A 24,856-nucleotide genomic window follows, 5' to 3' on the forward strand; every position below is an offset into this window, starting at 1 on the left:
AACCCCTTTCCGGTCAAACAAGAATGTTTCCCAAGGCTATCACGCGTCTCCTGGCTGCTGTCTTCCTCCTTGCAGTCCTTAACGCTTGCAGCAAGCCCGCAGCGCCGGATGTGGGCTACACCACCCTCGACGGCCAGGCAGCCCGCCTGTCGGCCCTGCGCGGCAAGGTGGTGCTGGTGAACTTCTGGGCCACCACCTGCACCACCTGCGTGGCCGAGATGCCGGCCCTGGTGGACACCTACAGGCGCTTTTCCGGGCAGGGCTTCGAGACGGTGGCGATTGCCATGAACTACGACCCGGCCGACTACGTGCGCAACTACGCCAGCAAGAACGGCCTGCCCTTCACCGTGGGCCTCGACACCAGCGGCGACGCCGCCAAGGGCTTCGAAGAGGTGCGCCTGACCCCCACCACCTTCCTGATCGACCGCAAAGGCCGCATCGTCCAGAAGTTCCTCGGTGCGCCGGACTTCCCCAAACTCCACGCCGATATCGAAAAGCTGCTGGCGGAATCGGCATGAAGCGCCGCAGCCTGATCGTGGCGCTGGTTGCGGCCGGCGCGCTGGCGGCTGCCGTGCTGTGGCCGCGTGGCCGGACGGTGGATGTGGTGGTGGTGGCCAAGGCGCCCCTCACCCAGTCGGTGGTGGCCACCGGGCGCATTGCGACGCCGGCACGCATCTCCATCGGCAGTCCGATCGCCGTCACCGTACTGGAGGTGACCGTACGCGAGGGTGATGTGGTCAAGGCCGGCCAGGTGCTGGCCCGCCTCCGCGCCGATGATGCCGAGGCCCTGGTGAACCAGGCCGCCGCGGCCCTGGCTGAGGCCGAGGCGCGGCGCGTGCAGATCGACCGGGTGGGCCAACCGGTGGCCGCGCAGCAACTCGTCCAGGCCGAAGCCAACCTGTCGGTGGCCAGTGCCGAGGCCGAGCGGGCCCGCCAGCTGGTCGCCCGGGGTTTCTATTCCCAGTCGAAGGCTGATGACGCGCTGCGTAACCAGGCCACCGCCCGCTCTGCCGTCGACACGGCGCGTGCCCAGCTGGCTGCCCAGGCACCTCATGGCACCGAACGTGAGGCGGCGCAGGCCCGCGTCGAGCAGGCTCGCGCCCAGCTCGCCAACGCCCGCGCCCGGGCGGCGCAGCTGACCCTCACCGCACCGTCGGCGGGGATGGTGCTGACCCGCAAGGCCGAGCCCGGCGACGTGGCGGCGGCCGGCAAGGTGCTGCTGGAGCTGGCCGAGGCGGGCGAGACCCGCGTCTATGCCACGGTGGACGAGAAGAACCTGCGCCTCCTCGACAAGGGCCAGAAAGCCCGTGGCGTGGCCGATGCCTTTCCCGGCCAGCCTTTTGATGCCGAGCTGTACTACCTGGCTCCGGCGGTGGACCCCCAGCGGGGCACCGTGGAGACCCGCTTCCGCGTTGCCTCACCGCCCCCCTTCCTGCGCCCGGACATGACCGTTTCGGTGGAGACCGTGACCGGCCACCGGGACGCCACCCTGGTGCTGCCCGGCGAGGCGGTGCGCGACCTGGACGGCGGCAAGCCGTGGGTCCTGGTGGCCCGTGATGGTGTTGCGGTGAAGGCTGAGGTGGCCGTCGGCCTGTCGGGCATCGGCCGGGTGGAGATCACCCGGGGCCTGTCGGAAGGCGACCTCGTCATCCTGCCGGCCTCCGGTGCCCTGGAGGGCGATGCGCTACGCCTGCGCGAGCCGAAGAAGCACAAGGCCGGCGGACTGCAGGTGCCCCAGGGCATGAGTCGCTGACACCCGTGAAACTGCGTCTTCCCTTCGCCCCCCTGGTGGCCCTGCGCTTCCTGCGGGAGGGGCGCATGCAGACCCTGCTGATCCTGGCCGGCACCACCGGCGGGGTGGCGGTGATCGTCTTCCTGACCCAGCTCATCACCCAGCTCCAGGCCCAGATCGTGGACCGCGTGCTGGGCAGCCAGGCCCACGTGGTGATCCGCCCGACCGAGGAGGCCAACCGCCGCGCCATCGACGATCAGGGCTTCGCGACCCTCGTCGAGCCCCGCGCCCAGCGCCTGCGCTCGGTGGACCAGTGGGAGAACATCGCCCGCCTGGCCGCCGACATGGAGGGCGTCACCGCGGTGTCGCCGGTGGTCACCGGGCCGGCCTTCGCGGTACGCGGCCAGGCCAACAAGTCGGTGGCCCTGATGGGGGTGGACGCCGAACGCTACCGGCGCATCGTGCGCATGGAGGAATACATGGTGGCCGGCCGCTTCGCGGTGGACGGCACCCGCGCGGTGATCGGCTCCGAGCTGGCCAAGGACCTGGGCATCCGCCTGGAGGACAAGCTGCGGGTGGCCCTGCCCAACGGGCGGGACGAGCAGTTGCAGGTGGGCGGCATCTTCGACATCGGCAACAAGGACCTCAACCGCCGCTGGGTCTTCGTGACCCTGCCCCTGGCCCAGAGCCTGCTGGACCTGCCCGGCGGCGTGTCCAACCTCGACCTCACGGTGGCTGACATCTTCGAGGCCCAGGCCGTGGCCGACCGCCTGAAGGGCGCCACCGGCCTGACCGTGGACAGCTGGATGCAGACCAACGCCCAGCTCCTCGCCGCCCTGCGCAACCAGACCGTCTCCAACAACCTGATCCGCAGCTTCGTGGTCATCATCGTGGCCCTGGGCATTGCCAGCGTGCTGGTGGTGAGCGTGGTGCAGAAGCAGAAGGAGATCGGCATCCTGCGGGCCATGGGGGCCAGCCGTTCGATGATCCTGCAGATCTTCCTGATCCAGGGCGCGGTGGTGGGGGCGGTGGGTTCCCTGTTCGGCAGCCTGCTGGCCTTCACCCTGCTCAATGTGTTCTCGTCCATCTACCGCAATGCCGACGGCTCGCCCCTGTTTGCTGCCGAGCTGGAGCCCCGCTTCATCCTGATGGCCGCCCTGGTGGCAACCCTTGTAGGCCTGGCCTCCGCCCTCATCCCGGCCCGCCGCGCAGCGCGCATGGATCCGGTGCAGGCGATCCGCTCATGAGCACCCCGACCATCGCCCCTGTCATAGAACTGGCCGGCCTCACCAAGGCCTACAACATCGGCACCCCGGTGGAGACCGAGGTGCTGCACGGTATCGACCTGAGCCTGGCGGAGGGGGAGTTCGCCGCCCTGATCGGCCCCTCCGGCTCCGGCAAGAGCACCCTGCTCAACATCATCGGCCTGCTCGAGCGGCCCACCGGCGGGCGCCTGTCCATCGGCGGGCGCGACACGGCCCGCCTGAGCGAGGCCGAGATCACCCAGCTGCGCGGGCGCAGCATCGGCTTCGTGTTCCAGTTCCATCACCTGCTGCCGGCCTTCACCGCCGTCGAGAACGTGATGATGCCCACCATCATCGCCCGCGGTGCCGCCGACGACGAAGCCGAGGCCATGGCCCTGTCGCTCCTCGACGCGGTGGGGCTCAAGGCCCATGCCTACAAGAAGCCGTCCGAGCTGTCCGGCGGCCAGCAGCAGCGCGTCGCCATTGCCCGCGCCCTGGGGCTCAAGCCGCGCCTGATCCTGGCCGACGAGCCCACCGGCAACCTGGACACCCACACTGCCGATGACATCTTCGCGCTGCTCCGCGAATTCAACCGCCAGACCCGCTGCGCCTGCCTGATCGTCACCCACGATCCGCGCCTGGCGGAACGCTGCGACCGCATCGTGCGCCTGGTGGACGGGCACATCGCCGGGCCGGTGTGACACGCCTCACTGCCCCGCCACATCGCCCTTCAGGCGGCTTCGGGTGGTGACGATATAATCTGCCACACATATTTGCACTGCGGCAATTCCTCCATCATGAAGGCCAGGACCACCCTCTACGATCTGCTCGGACTCAGCCCCCAGGCCAGCGAGGCCGACATCCATGCGGCCCACATCCGCCTCTTCAACCATTACAAGTCCGGCACCCACGGGTTGCAGCCGATGGATGCGGAGAACCAGATCAAGGTCATCAAGGAGGCCTACTGGATTCTCTCCGACCAGGGCCGCCGCGATGCCTACGACGCCAGCCTGGCCGCGCCGATCCCGCCCGTCGGCGATTTGCCGCCGGCAAGTGGCAGCGCGCCGCTGAAGGTCGAGATCGCCGACGTCAAATGGACGCCGGGCCGCATCATGCTGTCGATCATCGGTGGCCTCATGATCATCGGCATGAGCATCCAGATCTTCTTCTCGGTATTCGCCTTCAAGCAGGCCGGCCGGGTGGCCAGCGGCGAAGCCGCCGCCGAGGCCCAGGAGCGCGTGATGGCCGCCGAGAAGCGCCAGATGTACGGCACCCTGGACGACAAGGAAATCGCTGCCCAGGAGGCCCGCGAAGCCGAGGAGCGGGCCGAATCGCGGCGCCGCGCCGAAGAGCAGCGCCTCGAGTACGCGCGCAAGGAAGAAGAACGCAAGCGCGAGTGGGCGCTGCGGGAGCGCGAGCAATACGCCGACCGGGTCTCCTCCGATCTGGAGCGGGCCGAGCAGTCCGCCCGCCAGAAGGCCGAATGGGAGAAGCGCCAGAAAGAAGAAGCCGCCCGCCGCGCTGACATGGAAGAGGAGCGCCGCATCCAGGAGCGGGTCGCCCGCGAGCGCATGCGCTGGCAGCAGGAGCTGCAGCGCTGAGCCCCCCGCGCATTGCCCTCAACCGACTGTGCAGACGATGACCCAGACCGACACGGCAGCCCTCGCCCCCTACCTGAGCGCCAGCCGCTACATGGATTTCGATCACCCGGCGGTGGCCGCGCAGGCTGCCCGGCTTGCGGAAGGTGCCTGCGACGTGGAGGACATCGCCCGCCGCTGTTTCAGGTTCGTCCGCGACCAGATCCGGCATAGCTGGGATTACCGCCAGAATCCCGTCACCTGCCGTGCCTCCGATGTCCTGCATCACGGGACCGGCTATTGTTATGCCAAGAGCCACCTCCTGGCGGCCCTGCTGCGCGCCAACCGGATTCCCGCCGGCTTGTGCTACCAGCGCCTGCCTATCGGCGACGAAGGCGCGCCGTATTGCCTGCATGGGCTCAATGCCGTGTACCTGCCCGGCCACGGCTGGTACCGCATCGATGCCCGTGGCAACAAGCCCGGGGTGGCCGCCGACTTCTGCCCGCCCCGGGAGGCGCTGGCCTTCCCGGTGGCGGAGCATCATGCCCGGGATCTGCCCGAGATCTGGGCGGAACCGCTGCCAGTGGTCACCGCCGCCCTGGAGCGCCATCTCGATGTGGCCGAGCTGTACGCCAACCTGCCCGACGTTCCGCTGATCGACTGAATTCCTCGCCGCCCCCGTCCCCGGGGGCAAGGCTTGGGTCTGCCGGCCCGATCCCCCATAATCCGGCATGACTTCGCAAACCACCCCGCTGCCGGACGATACTTCCGGCCTCGCCCAGACCCTTTCGCCCGACGCCCTGCCCGACGCCACCTTCGTGCCGCCGCCGGAGGCCTTCACCCCCGAGCCCTTCGAGCGCCTCGAACTGCCCGCCGCCGTGCTGGCCAACCTGGACAGGCTCGGCTACCACACCATGACCCCGATCCAGGCCGCGGCGCTGCCGGTGGCCCTGGGCGGCTACGACCTGATCGCCCAGGCACGCACCGGCAGCGGCAAGACCGCCGCCTTCGGCCTGCCCCTGCTGCAGCGCCTGGATGGACGCCGCTTTGCCGTCCAGGCCCTGGTGCTGTGCCCGACCCGCGAGCTGGCCGAGCAGGTCAGCCAGGAGCTGCGCCGGCTGGCCCGCGCCGAGGACAACATCAAGGTCCTCAGCCTGTGCGGTGGCTCACCGATCCGCCCGCAAGCCGACAGCCTGGCCCACGGCGCCCACGTCGTGGTGGGGACCCCCGGGCGCCTCCTCGACCACCTGGGGCGGGGCACCCTGCAACTCGACACTCTGAGCACCCTGGTGCTGGACGAGGCCGACCGCATGCTCGACATGGGCTTCTTCGACGACATCGCCCAGGTGGTGGCGGCCTGCCCGCGGGGGCGCCAGACCCTGCTCTTCTCGGCCACCTATCCGCCCGGCGTGGTGCGCCTGGCACGCCAGTTCATGCGCCAGCCGCAGGTCATCGCGCTGCCCGAGCAGCACGCCGAGGACACCATCCGCCAGCGCTTCTACGAGGTGGCGGCGGAGCAGCGCCTGCACGCGGTGGGCCTGTTGTTGCGCCATTACCGGCCCGACAGCACGCTGGCCTTCTGCAACACCCGCCAACAATGCCGCGATCTGGTCGAGGCCCTGGCCGCCGACGGCGTGCAGGCCCTGGCCCTGCACGGCGAGCTGGACCAGCGCGAGCGCGACCAGGTGATGGTGCGCTTCGCCAACCGCAGCTGCAGCGTGCTGGTGGCCACCGACGTGGCGGCACGCGGCCTCGACATCGCCGGGCTGGCGGCGGTGATCAACGTGGACCTCAGCCACGACCCGGAGGTGCATGTGCATCGGGTCGGGCGTACCGGCCGCGCCGGCGAGGACGGCTGGGCCCTGAGCCTGGCGACGCCCAACGAAAAGCCGCGGGTGGCGGCGATTGCCGCGGCCCAGGGTTTCGCGCCGGTGTGGGAATCCCTCGCCGACCTGGAAGCGGAGGCGGCCCCGCCCCTGCAGGCGCCGATGGTGACCCTGCAGATCCTCGGCGGCCGCAAGGACAAGATCCGCCCCGGCGACGTGCTGGGCGCCCTCACCGGCGAGGCCGGGCTGGCGGCGGCGCAGATCGGCAAGATCAATGTCAATGACCAGTCCACCTACGTGGCGGTGGCCCGCGAGGTGGCGGCCCGGGCCCTGAAGCGGCTGGGCGACGGCAAGATCAAGGGCCGCAAGGTCCGCGTGCGCCTGCTGGACGAGTAAACTCGCGGTTTCCGCAGCTGGAGCTTTCCCCGCCATGGCCGACCCCATCGACACCTCGCGCAATCGTTTCCCGGACGCCGACGTGGCGGCGGTCTACCGCGTCATCGCGGAGCGTCGCGACATGCGCCACTTCCTCCCCGACCCGGTGGACCCGGCCCTGCTGGGGCGTTTGCTGTGGGCTGCCCACCACGCCCCCAGCGTCGGCTACATGCAGCCCTGGCGCTTCATCCGCATCACCGACCGGGGCCTGCGCGAGCGCATGCACACCCTGGTGGACGCGGAGCGGCGGGCCACTGCGCGGGCCCTCGGGGAACGTGAGGAGGAGTTCATGCACCTCAAGGTGGAGGGCCTGCTGGAGGCCGCCGAGGTGGTGGTGGTAGCCCTCTCCGACGGGCGCGAGAAGCATGTCTTCGGTCGCCGCACGCTGCCGGAGATGGATCTGGCCTCGGTGGCCTGCGCCATCCAGAACATGTGGCTGGCGGCCCGCGCCGAGGGCATTGGGCTGGGCTGGGTGTCGATCTTCGATCCGGTCGCCCTGGCCGAACTGCTGCACATGCCGGCGGGAGCCCGCCCGGTGGCCATCCTGTGCATCGGCCACGTGGAGGCCTTCTACCCGCGGCCGATGCTGGAGATCCACCAGTGGGCCGAGCGCATGCCCCTCGAGACCGTGGTCTTCGAGAACGGCTGGCGCGCTGAGGCGCCGCTGCCCTCAGCCGTGTGAGTCCCGCCGCCGCTCAGTCAGGTAGCGGCGGGCCAGCCAGGTGGCACCCACCAGCAGGATCACGAAACTGGCCAGTTCGAGGGCGTGGATGAACATGGTTTCAAGTCGCAGGTCTTGCCGCAGCAGATCGGGGCCGGCGATGTAAAGCACCGGCAGCGTGATCAGTACCGCCACGCCTGGCGCCGCCCGCCCGTACAGCCAGGCCAGCGGAAAGCAGGCCACGGCCGCGCTCAGGGTGGCCGCCAGAAAGCCCTGGCTGATCAGGATGGGCAGCGCCAGCCGACGGTCTTCCGGCACGGGCATCAATACATCTGCCAGCCCGATCGATTGCCCGTAGAGAATGAAGCCGGCCAGCATCACCGCTGGCAGCAGGACGATGCGCAGCACCTGGCGTGCCACGGTGGGAAGTCTCATCGTCTGCCCCCTCAGCCGGCCAGCGCATCGCCGAGGGCGCCGCTGCTGCGGCCGTTGCCCAGGGGCAGCAGCTTCTGCAGGGCCTGGATGTAGCGCTGCAGGGCATCCAGCCCGGTGGGGGTCAGGGTGTAGCGGGTCTGGGCCCGGCCGGGGCCCTCGCTGCGGCGCAGGGACACGTAGTCGGCCGCGATCAGCTTCTTGAGGTGTGACTCCAGGTTGCCGTCGGAGACGCCGAGATTCTGCTTGAGCTCGCTGAAGCTGGCCTCCCCGGCCCCGGCCAGGAAGGCGGCGAGCTGGGTGCGCAGGGGCTGGTGGAGGAGGGGGTCGAGCGCTTCCATGGGCGGGGTGGCCCGCGTGGTGGCGGGCATCGGTTCTTATTTCAGGTTGAATTCTGCCCGCATCGAGCCCGGATTGCGTCCGTCCTTTTCGCCGGGCACGCGGATTTCGAAGTTGCCGCCCACCACATCGTGGCCGGCTTTCCAGTTCTTGCCGTCGAGGCTGGCCCAGTGCTTGTAGGTGTAGAGGTCCTGGCGGGTGCGCACGGTGAGGGTGCTGCGGGCCTCGCCCTCGAGGAGGCTGCCATGGATGAGGGCCTCTACCGGCAGGGGCGCGCCGGCCGGGTAGAGCAGGATGTAGGGCTGGCCGGCCGGAGCGGCGTCGCCGAAACGTACGACGGGCAGGCGGTCCAGTTCGTCTGCGGTGGGGGCGCCGAAGCTGGCGCAGCCGGCGAGGGTGAGGGTGGCCAGGGCGGCCGTGGCGAGACGCAGGATCATGGTGAAACTCCTTGTGGTGAAAGGGGTGATGCTCACTGGCGGGCGGCCCCGCCCTTGAAGTCCACGACCAGGGCGGATTCCACCTGTGGGCCGTGGGCTGGATCGAGGCTGGCCTTCATCCAGGGGATGGAGATCCAGTGGGTTTCCCGGGCCAGCACCCAGGGGCCGCCGGGGGCGCGTACGTCGCCGGTGGGCTGGCCGTCGCGCAGGAGGATCTCCAGGGGCTGGTCGAGGGTCAGGGGCAGGATGGCGTCGGGCGCGGGCCGGAACAGGTCGCCGGAGACGTCCACCCGGACAGGCACCCGGGTCCCGGCGGGCAGGCTGACGATATGCAGGCCGCCGGTGCTGGCGCCGGCCTGAAAGGCGGCCAGGGAGCTGATCGGCGCCTCCGGCGGTATCAGGCCCGAGGCGTAGCGGTGACCGAGCAGGGGGGCGGCCAGCACTGCCACCGACCACCCGGCCGCCTGGGCCAGGCGCAGCGCGAAGGGGCGCTCGCGGCCATGGTCGAGCAGCAGGGACAGCAGAGGCAGGCCGAGCCCGAACACCGATGCGGCGATCCATTTCATGGTCTCGAAGGGCAGCCGCGCTGCCAGGCCGGCCACCCCGATGGCGATGATGATGCCGCCGGCCCACTCCAGCACTTCTTCCGAGAACAGGCCATGCACGTAGAGGGACAGGCCGATCATCACCAGCCAGACGGTGCACAGCATGTAGGCGCCGCCGAAGAAGAAGGTGGCGAAGGTGAACAGGGTGCCGATGCCCATCAGCAGCCACAGCAGCTTGACCACCTGGCGATGGATGAAGGACCAGGTCTCGTCGCGGGCTGCCTTGACCCGCCGGGTGAGGTGCCAGTCGACCCAGCCGGCCCCCCCCAGCACCAGGCCGATCCAGGCCAGCCAGGCGAGAGCCCGCCGGGTCGTGTCGGGGATCTGTTCGGCGGTCAGGATGAGGTCGCTGGACAGGAACAGGCCGGCACCGGCGAGGCCCCACAACACCAGGCTGTGGCGTTCCATGCGGAGGTTGCGCTGGCCGCGGACGAGCATGGACTGGATGCTGTCGAGCTGGCGGGTGATCGGGTCGGCCATGGTGGACTCATTCCTTCGGCATTTGCTCTGTGATTCAGAGTTTATAACTCTGCATTTCAGAGTGTCAACGTCATGGACATCCGCCGAACGGTCTGGCGCCGCCGCGGCGAGCCGCTACAATGCCGCCTCTTTTCCTTCAGTACGGATTACTCGCCGCCATGTGGTTCCGCAATCTCCAGATCTACCGCCTCCCCGTGAATTGGGGCCTGAGCTTCGAGGCCCTCAACGAAAAGCTCGCCGCGCGGCCTTTCGTGCCCTGTGGCAGCCAGGACATGGCGACCCGGGGCTGGAGCTCGCCGACCAAGGATGACCGCTTCGTGCTGGCGGTGCAGGGCCAGTTTCTGCTCGCCCTGACCGTCGAGCAGAAGCTGCTGCCGTCCTCGGTGGTGAACGAAGTGGCCGCTGACAAGGCCGAGCAGATCGAGGCTCAGCAGGGCTTCAAGCCGGGCCGCAAGCAGATGAAGGAGATCAAGGAGGCAGTGCTGCAGGAGCTGCTGCCCCGCGCCTTCACCCGCCGTCGCAAGGTGTACACCTGGATCGACCCGATCGGCGGCTGGCTGGTGATCGACGCCTCCAGCCCGGCGCGCGCCGAGGAGGTGCTGGACGCCCTGCGCGACACCCTGGACGAACTGCCGGTGAAGATGGTCAAGACCGAGTTGTCGCCGGTGTCGGTGATGACCGGCTGGCTCGTCGCCAACGAGGCCACCGGCAACTTCACCATCGACCTGGATTGCGAGCTGCGCGCGGTGACCGACGAGAAGGCCGCGGTGCGCTACGTGCGCCACGCCCTCGACGGCAAGGACGTGCAGGACCACCTGGCCGCCGGCAAGCTGCCGACCCGCCTGGCCCTGACCTTCGATGACCGGGTCTCCTTCATCCTCACCGAGAAGATGGAGATCAAGCGGGTCGCCTTCCTCGACGTGATCAAGGAAGAGGCCGAGCGTCAGGCCGATGCCGTCGACATGCAGATGCAGGCCGACTTTGCCCTGATGAGCGGCGAACTGGGCCGCTTGATCCCGGCCCTGCTCGAAGTGCTGGGCGGCGAGGTGAAGGACGCGGTGATCTGAGGGGGCGTGCAGGTCCATGCAGGGGCGGCTGAAGCCGCTCCTGCAGGCTCAGGGCAGGAACACCGGATCGGACAGCACCAGGGTGCCGTCGGCGCGCATCATCAGGTTGTAGGGATTCAGGATGTCCGGCTGCACCGGGTATTCCTCGATGAAGTCGGAGAGCGCTGCGATGGCCTGGACCAGGCTTGCGGGGAGCTCCGGCGGGGGCGCCTGGGTGATGTGGTAGAGGGCCAGGCGGCCGCGGTTGACGCCCATGTTGGCCCATTTTTCGCACCCTTCCCAGTAGGCGCCGGAGAGGCGCCGGGCCTGACTTTCGGCCTCACCCGAGACGGGCTGCAGGCGCTCGATCTCGAGCAGGCGGAAGGAATAGCCGGAACTGGATTTGCCGATGACGCCGTGGTCGGCGATCAGGCGGGGAAAGTGAATGCCTTGCGGCCGGTCGTCGGCGGCGAGGTAGTAGTAGTCGGCGGGGGAGCTGACCACCTTGAAGACCCGCTGGCCGTCGCCTGGATCGAGGACGATGGAGGATTCCCCCCGCCCCAGTTCAGGCAGACCGTCCAGCAGGGGATGGGCAGGCACCGGGTCGGCGATACGGGGGGTTTCAGCCCCCTGTTCGAGCCCGGCGCTGCCTCGGTCGATCATCGTGGATCGACGTTCGTCATCCGATGATGTTGTAACCTGCATCCACGAAGTGTACGCCGCCGGACATATTGCGGCCAGCGTCGGAGACGAGGAAGGCGGTGAGAGCGCCGATATCTTCCGGCGTGACCAGGCGGTGCAGCGGGGAGCGGTCCACCGCTGCAGCCATCAGACCGTCGAAACCGGCGATGCCGGAGGCGGCGCGGGTCATCAGCGGGCCCGGGGAGATGGCATTGACGCGGATGTTCTTGGGGCCGAGCTCGAAGGCCATGTAGCGGGTGGCCGCTTCCAGGGCGGCCTTGCACAGACCCATCACGCCGTAGTTGGCGATGACCTTCTCGCTGCCGAGGTAGGTCATGGTGATCAGTGAGCCGCCACCGGCCTTTTCGAACAAGGGCTCGGCCTTGCGGGCCAGGCGCACGAAGGAGTGGGTGGACACGTCCATGGCCAGGGCAAAGCCGTCCGGCGAGGTATCCACCACGCGACCGTGCAGGTCGTCGCGCTTGGCGAAGGCCATGGAGTGGATGGCGAAGTCGAGCTTGCCGTACTTGGCGTCGATCGTGGCAAAGACCTCGTCCATGGTCTCGGGCTTGGTCACGTCCAGCAGCAGTACGTCTTCGACGCCCAGGCGGGAGACGATGGGCTCCAGGAAGGCGAGGGTCTTCTCGTTCTGGTAAGTGATGACAACCTTGGCGCCGGCCTCGATACACGATTCGGCGACCCCGGTGGAAATGGATTTTTCGTTGGCGATGCCGGTGATCAAGCCCACCTTGCCTTCGAGGTTGATGATAGGTTTCATGTATTCACTCCGTTGGATCGAGAAATAGTACTGCGCTGCAACATCGGCTCACCTTAGAATAGTGCAAGGTGACTGTTGCGTAGTCATTATTCGGTTAACGACGAGTTTCCGATATTCCACAGGGCCCGTGTTGCGATGCATCAAAAAACGCCCGAAAATTTGCCGGCCGAGACCGCCGCGATAAGCCCGGTCTATGTCTTCCTCGACTTCGACGGGGTGACCCATCCGTGGGGTGAAGCGGAGGATTTCCGCTGCCTGCCGCTGCTGGAGTCGGTGTTGCGGGAGTATCCGGAGACCCGGGTGGTGATCGCGTCGGACTGGCGGACCCTGTTTTCCCTGACCAAGCTGGCGGCCCGCTTTGCCGAGGACATCCGCCCGCGGGTGGTGGATTGTTCCCCCACCATCTTTCCCCGCAACCCGAACGAGCTCTACGGCCTGCGTGAGCGGGAAGCCCGCCAGTGGCTGGAGCGCCGGGCCCCGGATGCCCAGTGGCTGGCCATCGACGATGCCCCCGGCAACTGGCCGACCCGGCCACGCCTCGTGCTGACCGATTTCAAGCAGGGCTTTACGGACGAGGACGCCGGCCGCCTGCGCCGTATGCTGGACGCCTTCCGCGCCGGGGAAGTCCAGGCCGAGGCGGCCGCAGGCTGAGTACCCGGCAGGGGGGCTGAAGCCACCCCAACAATCCCGGTAGTGCCTCAGAACTGCCGCGTCAGTGGCGACTCGTCCATCAGGGCGACCTGCTCCCGCAGGGCCAGGATCATGTCCTGCCAGTAGCGCGGGCTGTCGAACCAGCTGAAAGCCGCCGGGAAGGCCGGATCGTCCCAGCGCTTGGCGATCCACGCCGCGTAGTGGATCAGGCGCAGGGTGCGGAGGGCTTCCACCAAGTGCAGGCTGGCCGGGTCGAATCCGGCGAACTGCTCATAGCCTTCCAGTACGTGGTCCAGCTGGCGGGCCATCGCCGGCGCATCGCCGGACAGCAGCATCCACAGGTCCTGGATCGCCGGCCCGTTGCGGGCATCGTCAAAATCCACGAAGTGCGGTCCGGCATCGGTCCATAGCACGTTGCCGCCATGCACGTCGCCGTGCAGGCGGATCTGCGGCAGCACGCCGGCCCGTTCGTAGCAGCGCCGCACGCCGTCGAGGGCCTGGTCTGCCACCGATTGCCAGGTGTTGCGCAGATCCGGTGGCAGGAAGGGGCTGCGCAGCAGTTCGTCCCGCGGTTCCTCGCCAAAGCTGCGGAGGGTGAGGTCGGGCCGGTCGACAAATGGGCGGCGGGCGCCCACCGCGTGGATGCGCCCCAGGAAGCGGCCCAGCCAGCCCAGCACCGCCGGGTCGTCCAGTTCGGGGGCGCGTCCACCGCGACGGGTGAACAGGGCCAGGCGGAAGCCTTCGTGGTGGTGCAGGCTGTGTCCGCCGATGTCCAGGGCGGGCACGGCGGGGATCTCCTCCTCCGCCAGCTCGGCCAGGAAGCCGTGCTCCTCGAGGATGGCCTCGTCGCGCCAGCGTTCCGGGCGGTAGAACTTGACCACCAGGGGCGCTGCGTCCTCGATCCCGACCTGGTAGACCCGGTTCTCGTAGCTGTTGAGGGTCTGCAGCCGGCCGTCGCAGCGCAGGCCGGTGGCCTCCACCGCAGTCAGAACGAAATCCGGAGTCAGCGGCCCGAAGGGGGCCGTCACTGCTTGCCGCCCTCGCGTACGTAGGGCTCATGCAGCTTGACCGGCTCGGACTTGGCGGCGTGCTTCGTGCGCATGCGCAGGTTGAGCATTTCCACCAGCACCGAGAAGGCCATCGCGGAGTAGATGTAGCCCTTGGGCACGTGATGGCCGAAGGCGTCGGCAATCAGCACCACGCCGATCACCAGCAGGAAGGACAGGGCCAGCATCTTCACGGTGGGGTGGCGGGAGACGAACTCGCCGATCGGGCCGGAGGCGACCATCATCAGGCCCACCGAGGCGACCACCGCGGCGATCATCACCTGCAGGTTGTTGACCATGCCGATGGCGGTGATGATCGAGTCCAGCGAGAAGACGATGTCGATCAGGATGATCTGCATGATCACCGCGCCGAAGGTGGCCTGCACGGCGCTGGAGGCTTCGCCTTCCTCGCCCTCCATCAGCTGGTGGACCTCCTGGGTGCTCTTCCAGACCAGGAACAGGCCGCCGGCCAGCAGGATCAGGTCGCGGCCGGAGAAGCCGTGGTCGAGCACGGTGACCATGGGCTCGGTGAGTCCGGCCAGCCAGGACAGCACCATCAGCAGGCCGATACGCATGAACATGGCCAGGAACAGGCCGAGGCGGCGGGCGAAGGCGCGTTTTTCCGGTGGCAGTTTATCCACCAGGATCGAGATGAAGATCACGTTGTCGATACCCAGCACCAGCTCCAGCGCGGTGAGGGTGAGGAAGGCGATCAGCAACTGCGGGTCGGTCAGGAATTCCATAGGGGTGTCATCGGTTGTGGCGGAATCGGCGGCCTCGCGGCGCTCCGGTCGCGAATGTTCGCACGAAATGATGACGAAGGCGCACCCCCGTGCCTGCCCGGGCAGGCCGGCCAAGTCGGCGCGGCGGGACCAGGGGGACCGCCGTGCCCGGACAAGTCTCTTCAGCCCGGCTTGCCGTCCGCCCGGGGGCGCAGGTAGATCGGTGCGAGGCGCCAGGCCCAGGGCAGGAAGACGATCAGCCAGCCGATGCCGGCGAGGGCGGCGAAGACTCCGTGGGCGGCCGGCACGACATCGGCCAGCACGCGCAGGGTGGCCACCCCGTGCAGCCCCAGGCCGAGCCGCCAGGTCAGGCCGTCGGCGACCAGGGGGCGTCCCGAGTGTCCCATGCTGACCCGCGACACCATGCCCAGGGTCATGGTGGCAAAGAAGCCGGCCGCCAGCGCATGCAGCGGCGCCAGCCCGAGGGTGTCGATGCCCGCCACATGGAGCAGCCCCTGCAGGCCGGCCAGCAGCCAGGCGATGCCCACCCATAGGAAGCCGAGGTGCAGCATGGCCAGCAGGCGCACCGCGAAACTGCGCCGGAACTGCCATTTCCAGCTCAGCCAGAGCGCGGTGGCGGCGGCGACCAGGTCCACCGGCCACGACCACGCGGCGTGGTCGGCCATGGCGAAGGCGCCGTGGAGCACGCTGGCACCAAGCAGCACGGCGAGCGTCCAGGTGGGTTTGAAGGGCGTGTAGGCGGGCAGCACGGATCCCGAGAAGAAAGGAATCATGCGGTGGCTGACCACCGTGAACAGCGGGGCGAGCAGCCACCACAGGCCGGCCTCGATACCGATCCGGGCCAGCAGCGGGTTGCCCGATGCGGCGAAGCCCGTCCAGGCAAGCAGGCCCAGGGTGCCGGCGGCCAGGGCATACCAGGCGGTGGCGGGGTGCAGGCGCGGTTTGCCGGGGGCGAAGGCCACCGGTTTCAGGGCCACCAGCATCAGCCCCCAGCCGACGGTGACCAGCAGCAGGCCGATGACGCGCAGGGCGGCCAGGTCCAGTGCCAGCCCCGCATAGAAGCCCAGCCAGCCCGCTACCAGAGGCAGCCAGGGGCGCTTCGCGGCGCTGCCGGGGGTGTCGGCCAGCCCTTGCCAGCGCGGCATCGCAGTCAGCAGGAAGCCGAAGACGAAGAAGGGAAAGATGCCATAGGCCGCCACCAGGCCGTGTACCCAGCCCGGCGGCCAGGGCCACACGGGAGCCGGCAGCGGTGTGATGCGGGAGAGCAGCTCCCACACCCAGGGCACGAAGGCCAGCGTGGCCTGAAGCACGCCCGCCAGGAAGAAGGGGCGGTGAGGGGCCGCGAAAAGGATGTTGCTGGGGGGGCCGCTGCGGGCAGGGGAGGCAGGATTATCCATTAGGAGGTAGCTCGCTGACCGGGGGGGTTAGAAGGGGGCCGGAAATCGGCTCAGGGGGAGGGACAGGGTTAGAATCCCGGGTTGCATCCCGCCCGCCCCCTCGTGGGGGCAAGCATACTTGGGGCGGCCCGGCGTTTTTTTGAGGGTTCCAGCATGTCCACCGACAAAATCGACATTCCCGGCCTGTTGAGCCGCATGCCCCTGTTCAGCGCCCTGTCTCCCGAAGATCTGGCCCACATGGCGGCGGCCACCCGGGAAAGGCGTTTGCAGAAAGGCGATCGCCTGTTCCAGCGGGGCGATCAGCCGAAGGGCTTTTTCCTGGTCGTCTGGGGGCAGGTCAAGCTGGCCTTCACCTCCGCCCAGGGTAACGAAAAGGTGGTGGAGATCCTCGGGCCCCTGCAGAGCTTCGGCGAGGCGGTGATGTTCCTTGACCAGCCCTACCCGGTGCTGGGCGAGGCGCTGGCCGACACGCTGGTGCTGCACATCGGTTCCGGTGCGGTGTTCGGCCAGATCGAGCAGGATCCGCGCTTTGCCCGCAAGCTGCTGGCGGGGATGTCGATCCGCCTGCACACCATGGTGCGGGACGTCGAATCCTACGCCCTGCGTTCCTCCACCCAGCGGGTCATCGGCTACCTCCTGCAACTGGCCGAAAGCACCCCCTGTGTGCCCAAGGGCGAGCACGCTGTTGAGTTGCCGACCAGCAAGCAGGTGATCGCCTCCCGCCTGAGCCTGACGCCCGAGACCCTGTCGCGGATCTTCCACGAGCTGTCCGATGCCGGCCTCATTTCGGTGCAGGGCAAGCACATCGTGATCCACGACGCGGCACGCCTGGCCGAGCACGACTAGGCCGGCGGCGGCCTCAGTCGGCGCCGGCGTGGCGGATGTGGATGGCGAATTCGCCATCGCTGTTCACCTCGGTGCGATGCGTGTAGCCATTGCGGCGCAGAACGTCATAAAGCGGTGTCGGCTCCCGGTACAGCAGCAGGATCACCTCGCCGTCGGGAGGCAGGGTGTCGAGGGCTTCCAGCGTCAGGTTGAGGGGTTCCGGCGGCATCAGGCCGCGGGCGTCGATGATCACGGGGTTGGGGGAAGTCGGCACGGATCGGCCCTCCAGGGCGGCAATGGCAGGAAAACGAAGCATAGAGTGGCCCTCGCCGGGCCGCCGGGCCTTGACCCGGCTCAAGGTCGAACATCCGCGGCCCGCGCCGTGGCACCCCGATCCGGGCATCCGGATGCTACATTCCGCGCCATGCCGAATGAGATGAAACCGTGAGGGAAGGTTCCGCCCTCCTTGCCGCCCTGCTGATCGCAACGGGTATCGCCTACTGGTCCGATCATTACCGGGCCCTGGGGCCGCGGCTTCCCGTGCCATCCGATGAGCTGCCGCCGGTCGCGCCGCCGGTCGACGTGCCCCAGCCGGCGCCGGTGGCGGAGCGCCTGGAGGTGAGCAGGAGCCTCGATCCGAAGGCGCATCAAGCCCTCTGCGAAGAGCTGCTCGAGGTGGTCCGCGATGCGGATGCTGCGCTGCAGACACCCCGCGCCCAGGCCACCATCGAGCAGCTTAACGCCCGTCGCCGGCTCTACCAGGCCAAGCGCGCAGACCTGGGCTGTTAGCCGTCCGGCCGCTTCAGTGGCTGGTTCCTTCCGAACGCTGGATCTTGTTGTAGAGGTTGTACTTGCCGATCGGCTTGGAGGCCGGGAGGCGCTTGATCTCCTGGAAAGTGCGGGCATCGAGGAAGAGCAGCGCGCCGTCCTTCTCCATCAGGCTGGCGATCAGGTAGCGGCCATGCCGGTCGAACTCCACGTGGGCGAAGGTCTTGCCCGGCTCGGGGCGGACCCGCGCCACTACCTCGAGGGTCTGCTTGTCGATGACCTGCAGGGTGTCCCGGGCGGTGGGGCTCATCATCGAGTCCACCCAGGCGTAGGGGCTGTTCTCGTGGCTGCGCAGGAAAAAGCCCGGGCCGAGGGTCGGGATGGTGGCCACGGTGCGCCAGTCCTGCAGGTCGATCACGGACACCCGGGCATCCTTGAGGTTGGTGCTGGCCACCACGCGATGGCCGTCGCGCAGCCAGGAGATGCCCGAGCCCAGGTGGGGCATTCCGGGCAGGTCGAGGCGGGTGATGGCCTGCCGCACATCCAGATTGATCACCTGGCCGCGCCCTTCGCGGCTCGCGCCGACGACGTGGGTGTAGTCCTGGGTGAAGAAGAAGTCGTCGAGGACTTCATCGAGCTGGGTGCGGCGCGGATTCAGGAAGCCCGGCGTGGCGATCGCCTCGCCCATCTTGTAGTCATGCACGTAGCCGTCGTGGATGGGCTGGGCGGCGGGGTCGTAGGAGACTTCCCAGATTTCCGGCAGGTCCTTGAGCCCGATGATGAAACTCTTGCGGGGCGCGGCGTCATATACCGCCGACAGGCGGGAGCGCGCATCGCCCTTGAGATTGCGCCCGTCGATGAGTTTGATCAGGCGCAGGTCGGCATCGAAGATGGCCAGGTTGCCGGGCAGGTAGTTGGCCACCGCCACGTAGCGTCCATCGCTGGAGACAGCCGTGTTGCGGGTGTTGAGGCCGGCACGCACCTCGGCCACCACCTTCAGGTTCCAGATGTCGAACTTGCTGACCCAGCCGTCCCGCGAAGCAAAGTACACGTAGCGGCCGTCCGGCGTGAACTTGGGCCCGCCGTGCAGGGCGTAGCGTGACGGGAAGCGGAAGATCCGCTCCATGCGGTCGCCGTCGAGCACGCTGACGTGGTGGTCGCCGGCTTCGACGACGATGAAGAGGTTCATCGGGTCGGCCTTGGCCACCTCGCCCTGGCGGCTGTCGGGCAGGCTGCCGGGCGGGTAGGGTTCGAGCCGCGAGGCGCGGATGTCGGCTTCGCTCCAGGCCGGTGCCGGGCTGGCGGGGGACTGGATCCAGTCGGCCAGGGCCTCAATCTCGTCTGCCGACAGGACGGTGCCGAAGGCCGGCATCTGGGTTGCGGCGCGGCCGTCGCGGATGGTGGCGACGGCGTCCTTGCGCTTCAGGCGCTCCAGGCTCTCGGGCAGCAGGGCCGGCCCCATGCCACCCAGGCGGCCGGCGCCGTGGCAGCTCAGGCAGTGCTGGGTGTACAGCTCGGGGGCGGGGGCCACGGCAGCGGCGGGAGCGGCCCAGGCCAGCACAACGAGGGCGAGGCCGGTGAGCAGGGTTTTCATGCTGCGTTCTTCCGTGGTGAAGAGAGGGGGCGGAGCGCCTTGGGTGTCAGGCTCGGCTTCAGGCGGCCGGGGCGAGGCGGATCCAGGGCTTCACTTCGAGGCGTTCGCCCTCGGCCACGCCGATCTCGGCATTGTCCAAGTAGCAGCCCGGGTCTTCCTGCCAGGGGTCCCCGGTCAGCTGCTGGGCGCGGACCCGGGTGTTGCCGTTGCACATGGTCAGGTAGCGGCAGCCGGCGCAGCGCCCTGTTACCGGCCGTGGCGATTGCTTGAGCCCGGCCAGCAAGGGGTCGGACAGATCGCTCCAAATCTCACCGAAGGGGCGTTCGCGGACGTTGCCCAGGGTGTGGTGCCACCACATGGTGTCCGGGTGCACCAGCCCCAGGTTGTCGATGTTGGCGACATTGACGCCGCTGGAGTTGCCGCCCCATTGCATCAGCTTCGCCTCGATGTGGGTGGCCCTGGTGGGGAAGCGGCGTTGCACCCAGTGCAGGAAGAAGGGCCCGTCGGCGTCGTTGTTGCCGCTGGTGAAGTCCTTGTCGAGGCCGCGTCGCTCGCAGTCCCAGGCTGTATCGAAGAGCCGCTCCATGGCGTCCCGGGTCATCTGGTGGCGGGCGTCGTCGGCGCGGTTCTTGTTGCCCCGGCCGGCGTAATTGAGGTGGGAGAAGTAGAAGCGGTCGATACCTTCGTCCTCGACCAGCTGCAGTACGCCGGGCAGGTCGGCGGCGTTGTCCTGGGTCAGGGTGAAGCGCACCCCGACCTTCACGCCCAGGTCGCGGCAGCGGCGCAGGCCGGCCAGCGACCGGTCGAAGGCGCCGTCGAGGCGGCGGAAGCGGTCGTGGGTCTCGCGGATGCCGTCCAGGCTGATCCCCACGTAGTCGAAGCCGGTGGCCGCAATGGCGTCGATTTTGTGCTCGTCGATCAGGGTGCCGTTGGAGGACAGGCCCACGTAGAAGCCCATGGCCTTGGCCCGGCCGGCGATCTCGAAGATGTCCGGGCGCAGCAGGGGCTCGCCGCCGGACAGGATCAATACGGGGACGCGGAAGGCCTTGAGGTCGTCCATGACGCGGAAGACCTCGGCGGTGTCCAGCTCGCCGGCAAAGTCCTTGTCGGCGGATATCGAATAGCAGTGCTTGCAGGTGAGGTTGCAGCGCCGGATCAGGTTCCAGATCACCACGGGGCCGGGGGGATGGCGGCGTGGCGCGAGGGGCGTGGGGGCGGCGACTTCGCGGATGTAGCTGGATATGCGGAACATGGCCTGACCTTCCGGGGGGTGTGGGGTGATTGTCCGGTGCTCAAAGACCGGGCGGCCTTGATGGGTATCAACCGCGGGGGATATCTTCGCCAGCGAGCATCAGCAGCGCCGGAACGAAAGCGCCGGAGGGCAGTCGATCCGGGTAAGATCACACAGCGTGGCGATCCTATAAATCGATAAAATCATAATAAATTGCCAAATTCGTTGTGTTTCTATTGATGGATGTCCGATGATGGATGAGAAGGACGCTTGTGCCCCGGAGCCCCAGCCCCGCCGCCGCACGATCCTGGTGGTGGATGACGAGCCCATCAACCGTATGGTGCTGAAGGGCATCCTGCCGGGGGATTTGAATGTGCTCATGGCGGGCAGCGGCCTCGAGGCGCTGGAGATGGTTGTCGCCGAGCCCCGTCCGGATCTCGTCCTGCTCGATGTCATGATGCCGGACCTCGATGGTTTCGAAGTGCTGCGCTGCCTCAAGGGGGAGCCCTCGACCGCGGATATCCCCGTCATCATGGTGACGGCCATGATCGACGAGGAGAGCGAGCAGAAGGGCTTCGAGCTGGGGGCCGCGGATTACATCCACAAGCCGGTCCGCGCCGCTATCGTCAATTCACGTGTGCAGGTCCAGCTGCAGGCCAAGGCCGCCCGCGAGATGCTCTTCCGCAACAATCAGCGTCTGCGCCACAAGGTCGAGGATGGCGCCCATGCCCTCGAAAAGGCCCAGATGCAGCTCATGCAGGCCGAGAAGATGGCCTCACTGGGTCAGCTGGCGGCGGGCGTCGCCCACGAGATCAACAACCCGGTTGGCTTTGTCGGATCAAACCTGGGTGCGCTGGAGGGCTACCTCAAGGATCTCTTCGCCATCATCGATGCCTACGCGGACGGGGCTGCGGCCTGCGCCGATGCCGCGCCTTTCGCCAGGGTCGGGGAATTGCGCCGCCAGGCCGATTACGATTTCCTGCGAGAGGATGTGGTTTCGCTGCTCAAGGAGTCCCAGGAGGGTGTCGACCGGGTACGCAAGATCGTCTGCGACCTCAAGGATTATTCCCATATGAGCACGGCGGAATGGCACTGGACCGACCTGCACCAAGGCCTGGAGTCCACCTTGAACATGGCGCGAAACCAGCTCAAGTACCACTGCACGGTGATCAGGGAGTATGGCCAGCTGCCCCAGGTGTATTGCCTCGGCTCCCAGCTCAACCAGGTGTTCATGAACCTGATCGTCAATGCCGCCCAGGCCATCGAGGGCAAGGGCGACATCACCATCCGCACCGGGTGCCGGGGAGACGATCAGGTGTGGGTCAGCATCAGCGATACCGGCCGGGGCATTGCGCCGGATGACCTGCAACGCGTCTTCGAGCCCTTCTACACCACCAAGCCGGTCGGCCAGGGCACCGGGCTGGGCCTATCCCTGTCATGGGGTATCGTCGACCGCCACCATGGGCGCATCGAAGTGAGCAGTGAAGTCGGCAAGGGCACCACATTTACCGTGACCCTGCCCATCGGACAGGTCGGCGCGACGGATTGATCGGCGAGGCGGTGTCAGCGGCTGCCCCACGGCATGACCGGCACGGTGGACAGGCTGTTGGCCGGCGCCCCGTCGATCAGCTTGCGGCTGACCGCCAGATAGACCAAGGTATTGTTGGCCTTGTCCCACAGCCGCAACACACGGGTTTCCTTGAACAGCACCGAGGTGTCCTCCGAGAACACGGTTTCGCTTTCCGGCAGCTTGGCCGGCAGGCTGATCGGGCCGGTCTGGCGGCAGGCCAGCGAGAACTGGGAAGGATCCTGGGCCAGCCCCAGGCTGCCGGCGACGCCCCCGGTGCGGGCCTGGCTCACGTGGCAGGTGACGCCCGGGACCTTCGCATCATGAAAGGCCTCGACGCAGATCTTGTGATTGGCGCCCACCAGCTTCCAGGCGGTCGTGACGCAGCCGACCGTGTCGGCCCGGGTGAGGGGGGCGGTGAGCAGGCTGGCAGCTGCCAGCACGATGGAGAACGAACGCATCGGACGGTATCCTCGAAAACCGGACCCGGCCGGCATGGCCGGGCTCCGCAGGGGCTGACACAATGGCGGGGCCGCAGCTGGTGGCCCTCCACACCAATCCACTCTAACCGAAAGTCATGGCACATATTCATCCCGAAGGCTGGCGGGAGCTGAAGGCGAGCGGTGCCGCACAGCGGGAAATCGAGACGCTGGCCGTGCTGGCCGAAGGCCTCGACGAGCGCTACGCCATCTACCATGGCGTGCATTGGACCCGTATCGCCGAAGGCAACCATGCCTTGGCGGGCGACATCGATTTTGCGGTGGTCGGCCCGACCGGCAAGGTCCTGCTGATCGAGCAGAAGTCCGGCCTGCTGGCCGAGTCCCCGGACGGGCTGGTGACACGCAACGCCCGCAGGGGGCACGGCCTGCAGGTGCAGCTTGCGCATACTGCGTCGGCCCTGGCCGCCCGCCTGCGGGATGCCTGCGCGGGTGAGGAGGTACCGCTCGAGGCGCTGCTCTACTGTCCCGACTACACGGTGCGCAGCCCCGGTACGGCGGGCCTCGATCCGGCACGCATCGTGGATGCGACCCGGCGCGAACACCTGGCCGCCATCGTCCGTTCCATCCTGCCGGTGTCGGGAGAGGCGTTGCCCCGCCGGGAACGCATCCATCGTTTCATGGCGGACCTGCTGCGGCTGGTGCCCGAGGTCGATGCCATCGCCAGCCAGGCCGATGCGCTCACTACCCGCCTTTCCGGTGGTCTGGCCGAATGGGCGCGACGTATCGAATGCACGCCCTTCCGCTTGCGCGTGATCGGCACCGCGGGCTCCGGCAAGACCCAGCTGGCCATGGCCGCGTTCCGGGATGCGCTGGCTGCCGGACGGCGTCCCCTGTACGTGTGCTACAACCGTCCGCTGGCTGATCACATCGCCTTGATCGCCCCGCCTGGCGGTGAGGTTGCCACCTACCACCAGCTCGCCGACCGGGTCAGCCGGGGCCTCGGGCAGGTGCCCGACTTCGGCCAGCCGGATGCGTTCGCCCGCCTGGAGGCGTTGCTGGATGCCCATGCGCCGGCCGTCGCCGACTGCTTCGACGAGATCATCGTAGACGAGGGGCAGGATTTCCAGGCCGGCTGGGCCGACAACCTGCTCCGTTTCCTGCGTCCGGAGGGTCGCGCCTGGTGGCTGGAAGACCCTTTGCAGAATCTCTACGGCAGACCGCCGGCAGTGTTGCCCGGCTGGGTGTGCCTGCGCTCGGAAACCAATTATCGCAGCCCGCGGGACATCCTGGCCCTGCTCAATCCGCTGCTTCCGGTCCCGGTTGTCGCGGGGAGTCCGCTGGCCGGCCCGGAGGTGGATATCCTCACGTATGCTGGGTCGGACGAGCTGGCCCTGATCACGGCCCATGCCGTCACGCGCGCCGTCGGTCTCGGCTTCAAGCGCTCGCAGATCGCGGTGATCACCTATCGGGGGCGCGAGCATTCGGTCCTGACCCCGCTCACCCGCCTTGGGCCGCATGCCCTGCGTGCCCCCACAGGCCGCTACGACCTGCTGGGCAACCCGGTGCTGAGCGCGGGGGATGTGCTCATCGATTCAGTGCTGCGCTTCAAGGGGCGTGCGGCTCCATGCGTGATCTTCACCGAGATCGACTTCGAGCAGCTCGACGAACGGGCCGTGCGCCGCCTCTTTGTCGGTGCCACCCGGGCCACCCTCAAGCTGGTGCTGGTAGTGTCGGCGCGCTCAGCTCCTGCTCTGCAGTTGCGCCTGAAGGGGCAAGAAGGAGATATCTCCGGCGTCAGTGGATAGTGCATGCCGCGACGAGTGCTGGCATCGATGTGAAGGATGTGGTGGCGTGTATATATATGCAGAAGTTCAGCTGGATTTATTTTTCCAATCCCCTTGACGCCATTTGATAGCTGTATATAATTCGGCCTCTTCGCTGCAGCACAAACGGCAACGTAGTGCTGAGGCGGTGAGGGGGTTCCGGATGTGATCTGGAATCTGCGTTGAGCGGTTTTGTTTTTGAGCGGTTTTCTGCTGGAAACAAATGCTTGACAGGGTTTTAAAGCTCTGTAGAATGCGCACCTCTTCGCTGCAGCGCAAACGGAAACGTAGCGCTGGAGTGGTGGAGAGGGGGTCTGGAAGAAGTTTCCGGGTCCTGCGAATCAAGGCTTTGTTGTTCGGCGAAACTCGACGAACTGCTTCGGCAAACAAAGTTCTTGACGGAGACAAAAAGCTCTGTATAATGCGCACCTCTTCGCTGCTGATGCAGCAGTTCTTTAAAAAGATGAACAACCGATAGGTGTGGGTACTCGGTTCTGA

General features: G+C 67.7%; 28 protein-coding genes. 14 read left to right on the plus strand and 14 right to left on the minus strand.

Annotated features, from left to right (window positions below):
* Positions 1-23: 23 nt before the first annotated feature.
* The 8 genes from HHL15_RS06080 to bluB all read left to right on the plus strand — a co-directional run bounded on the left by HHL15_RS06080 (position 24) and on the right by bluB (position 7,496).
* Positions 24-518, plus strand: a complete 495-nt coding sequence (locus HHL15_RS06080) for a TlpA disulfide reductase family protein (protein WP_169144933.1) — start codon at positions 24-26, stop codon at positions 516-518.
* A complete protein-coding gene (locus HHL15_RS06085) occupies positions 515-1,753 on the plus strand; it encodes an efflux RND transporter periplasmic adaptor subunit (RefSeq protein ID WP_169144934.1) in 1,239 nt (412 codons plus the stop codon). Before HHL15_RS06080 ends, HHL15_RS06085 begins: the two co-directional genes overlap by 4 nt.
* 5 nt (positions 1,754-1,758) lie before the next feature.
* On the plus strand, positions 1,759-2,979 hold the full coding sequence (locus tag HHL15_RS06090; RefSeq protein ID WP_328824996.1) for an ABC transporter permease: 1,221 nt from the start codon (positions 1,759-1,761) through the stop codon (positions 2,977-2,979).
* A complete protein-coding gene (locus HHL15_RS06095; RefSeq protein ID WP_169144935.1) occupies positions 2,976-3,677 on the plus strand; it encodes an ABC transporter ATP-binding protein in 702 nt (233 codons plus the stop codon). Before HHL15_RS06090 ends, HHL15_RS06095 begins: the two co-directional genes overlap by 4 nt.
* Before the next feature lie 96 nt (positions 3,678-3,773).
* Positions 3,774-4,577, plus strand: coding sequence for a J domain-containing protein (locus HHL15_RS06100; RefSeq protein WP_169144936.1), 804 nt, complete (start codon positions 3,774-3,776; stop codon positions 4,575-4,577).
* A 37-nt stretch (positions 4,578-4,614) separates the two neighbouring features.
* On the plus strand, positions 4,615-5,217 hold the full coding sequence (locus HHL15_RS06105) for a transglutaminase-like domain-containing protein (RefSeq protein WP_169144937.1): 603 nt from the start codon (positions 4,615-4,617) through the stop codon (positions 5,215-5,217).
* A 67-nt stretch (positions 5,218-5,284) separates the two neighbouring features.
* Positions 5,285-6,775 (plus strand): ATP-dependent RNA helicase DbpA, encoded by a 1,491-nt coding sequence (gene dbpA / locus HHL15_RS06110; protein ID WP_169144938.1) that lies wholly within the window; start codon positions 5,285-5,287, stop codon positions 6,773-6,775.
* Between the two features lie 34 nt (positions 6,776-6,809).
* On the plus strand, positions 6,810-7,496 hold the full coding sequence (gene bluB, locus HHL15_RS06115) for a 5,6-dimethylbenzimidazole synthase (protein WP_169144939.1): 687 nt from the start codon (positions 6,810-6,812) through the stop codon (positions 7,494-7,496).
* Here the strand turns inward: bluB and HHL15_RS06120 are convergent.
* From HHL15_RS06120 to HHL15_RS06135, 4 genes are read right to left on the minus strand one after another with little or no spacing between them, the layout of a single operon-like run.
* The gene (locus HHL15_RS06120) at positions 7,485-7,910 is read right to left on the minus strand and encodes a hypothetical protein (RefSeq protein ID WP_169144940.1); all 426 of its coding nucleotides are present in this window, start codon (positions 7,908-7,910) and stop codon (positions 7,485-7,487) included. The genes bluB and HHL15_RS06120 overlap by 12 nt on opposite strands.
* A gap of 11 nt (positions 7,911-7,921) precedes the next feature.
* Complete coding sequence (locus tag HHL15_RS06125; RefSeq protein ID WP_206198613.1) at positions 7,922-8,278, minus strand: transcriptional regulator; 357 nt, start codon at positions 8,276-8,278, stop codon at positions 7,922-7,924.
* Between the two features lie 6 nt (positions 8,279-8,284).
* Complete coding sequence (locus tag HHL15_RS06130; protein WP_169144941.1) at positions 8,285-8,683, minus strand: hypothetical protein; 399 nt, start codon at positions 8,681-8,683, stop codon at positions 8,285-8,287.
* Between the two features lie 32 nt (positions 8,684-8,715).
* The gene (locus tag HHL15_RS06135; RefSeq protein WP_169144942.1) at positions 8,716-9,768 is read right to left on the minus strand and encodes an MFS transporter permease; all 1,053 of its coding nucleotides are present in this window, start codon (positions 9,766-9,768) and stop codon (positions 8,716-8,718) included.
* A gap of 158 nt (positions 9,769-9,926) precedes the next feature.
* Between HHL15_RS06135 and HHL15_RS06140 the strand changes: the two genes are divergently transcribed.
* A complete protein-coding gene (locus tag HHL15_RS06140) occupies positions 9,927-10,835 on the plus strand; it encodes a recombination-associated protein RdgC (RefSeq protein WP_169144943.1) in 909 nt (302 codons plus the stop codon).
* Between the two features lie 48 nt (positions 10,836-10,883).
* Here HHL15_RS06140 and HHL15_RS06145 read toward each other — a convergent pair whose 3' ends face one another.
* Both HHL15_RS06145 and fabI read right to left on the minus strand, forming a co-directional pair.
* Positions 10,884-11,477, minus strand: coding sequence for a hypothetical protein (locus HHL15_RS06145; RefSeq protein WP_169144944.1), 594 nt, complete (start codon positions 11,475-11,477; stop codon positions 10,884-10,886).
* 16 nt (positions 11,478-11,493) lie between these two features.
* A complete protein-coding gene (fabI, locus tag HHL15_RS06150; protein ID WP_169144945.1) occupies positions 11,494-12,273 on the minus strand; it encodes an enoyl-ACP reductase FabI in 780 nt (259 codons plus the stop codon).
* A gap of 135 nt (positions 12,274-12,408) precedes the next feature.
* Here fabI and HHL15_RS06155 point away from each other — a divergent pair, with 135 nt between their 5' ends.
* Positions 12,409-12,924 (plus strand): HAD domain-containing protein, encoded by a 516-nt coding sequence (locus HHL15_RS06155; protein ID WP_169144946.1) that lies wholly within the window; start codon positions 12,409-12,411, stop codon positions 12,922-12,924.
* 47 nt (positions 12,925-12,971) lie between these two features.
* Here the strand turns inward: HHL15_RS06155 and HHL15_RS06160 are convergent, their stop codons facing one another.
* The 3 genes from HHL15_RS06160 to HHL15_RS06170 all read right to left on the minus strand — a co-directional run bounded on the left by HHL15_RS06160 (position 12,972) and on the right by HHL15_RS06170 (position 16,110).
* Entirely contained in the window at positions 12,972-13,952 is a 981-nt protein-coding gene (locus HHL15_RS06160; protein WP_169144947.1) for a serine/threonine protein kinase, read from the minus strand.
* Positions 13,949-14,713 (minus strand): TerC family protein, encoded by a 765-nt coding sequence (locus HHL15_RS06165; protein ID WP_169144948.1) that lies wholly within the window; start codon positions 14,711-14,713, stop codon positions 13,949-13,951. Before HHL15_RS06165 ends, HHL15_RS06160 begins: the two co-directional genes overlap by 4 nt.
* Before the next feature lie 161 nt (positions 14,714-14,874).
* Positions 14,875-16,110 carry an NnrS family protein gene (locus tag HHL15_RS06170; protein ID WP_169144949.1) on the minus strand — a complete coding sequence of 412 codons (1,236 nt, stop codon included), beginning with the start codon at positions 16,108-16,110 and terminating at the stop codon, positions 14,875-14,877.
* Between the two features lie 153 nt (positions 16,111-16,263).
* Here HHL15_RS06170 and HHL15_RS06175 point away from each other — a divergent pair, with 153 nt between their 5' ends.
* Positions 16,264-16,956, plus strand: a complete 693-nt coding sequence (locus HHL15_RS06175) for a Crp/Fnr family transcriptional regulator (protein WP_169144950.1) — start codon at positions 16,264-16,266, stop codon at positions 16,954-16,956.
* A 13-nt stretch (positions 16,957-16,969) separates the two neighbouring features.
* Here HHL15_RS06175 and HHL15_RS06180 read toward each other — a convergent pair whose 3' ends face one another.
* A complete protein-coding gene (locus tag HHL15_RS06180; RefSeq protein WP_328824997.1) occupies positions 16,970-17,209 on the minus strand; it encodes a DUF2249 domain-containing protein in 240 nt (79 codons plus the stop codon).
* 170 nt (positions 17,210-17,379) lie between these two features.
* On the opposite strand from HHL15_RS06180, the gene HHL15_RS06185 reads away from it, so the two are divergent.
* The gene (locus HHL15_RS06185) at positions 17,380-17,724 is read left to right on the plus strand and encodes a hypothetical protein (protein ID WP_169144952.1); all 345 of its coding nucleotides are present in this window, start codon (positions 17,380-17,382) and stop codon (positions 17,722-17,724) included.
* A 13-nt stretch (positions 17,725-17,737) separates the two neighbouring features.
* Here HHL15_RS06185 and HHL15_RS06190 read toward each other — a convergent pair whose 3' ends face one another.
* Together HHL15_RS06190 and nirJ are read right to left on the minus strand one after the other, a co-directional pair.
* Positions 17,738-19,297 carry a nitrite reductase gene (locus tag HHL15_RS06190; RefSeq protein WP_169144953.1) on the minus strand — a complete coding sequence of 520 codons (1,560 nt, stop codon included), beginning with the start codon at positions 19,295-19,297 and terminating at the stop codon, positions 17,738-17,740.
* A gap of 58 nt (positions 19,298-19,355) precedes the next feature.
* Entirely contained in the window at positions 19,356-20,549 is a 1,194-nt protein-coding gene (gene nirJ, locus HHL15_RS06195; RefSeq protein ID WP_169144954.1) for a heme d1 biosynthesis radical SAM protein NirJ, read from the minus strand.
* A gap of 229 nt (positions 20,550-20,778) precedes the next feature.
* Between nirJ and HHL15_RS06200 the strand changes: the two genes are divergently transcribed.
* Positions 20,779-22,077 carry an ATP-binding protein gene (locus HHL15_RS06200; protein ID WP_206198614.1) on the plus strand — a complete coding sequence of 433 codons (1,299 nt, stop codon included), beginning with the start codon at positions 20,779-20,781 and terminating at the stop codon, positions 22,075-22,077.
* A 14-nt stretch (positions 22,078-22,091) separates the two neighbouring features.
* On the opposite strand, the gene HHL15_RS06205 is transcribed toward HHL15_RS06200, so the two are convergent.
* Positions 22,092-22,556, minus strand: coding sequence for a CreA family protein (locus HHL15_RS06205; RefSeq protein ID WP_169144955.1), 465 nt, complete (start codon positions 22,554-22,556; stop codon positions 22,092-22,094).
* 116 nt (positions 22,557-22,672) lie between these two features.
* Here HHL15_RS06205 and HHL15_RS06210 point away from each other — a divergent pair, with 116 nt between their 5' ends.
* Positions 22,673-24,340 carry an ATP-binding domain-containing protein gene (locus HHL15_RS06210; RefSeq protein ID WP_169144956.1) on the plus strand — a complete coding sequence of 556 codons (1,668 nt, stop codon included), beginning with the start codon at positions 22,673-22,675 and terminating at the stop codon, positions 24,338-24,340.
* 66 nt (positions 24,341-24,406) lie between these two features.
* Here HHL15_RS06210 and HHL15_RS06215 read toward each other — a convergent pair.
* Positions 24,407-24,856, minus strand: a 450-nt coding sequence (locus HHL15_RS06215; protein WP_169144957.1) for a hypothetical protein, incomplete at its 5' end; no start/stop codon positions are given.

Origin of the sequence: Zoogloea dura, from assembly GCF_012927165.1 — a bacterium.
Lineage (GTDB): Bacteria > Pseudomonadota > Gammaproteobacteria > Burkholderiales > Rhodocyclaceae > Zoogloea > Zoogloea dura.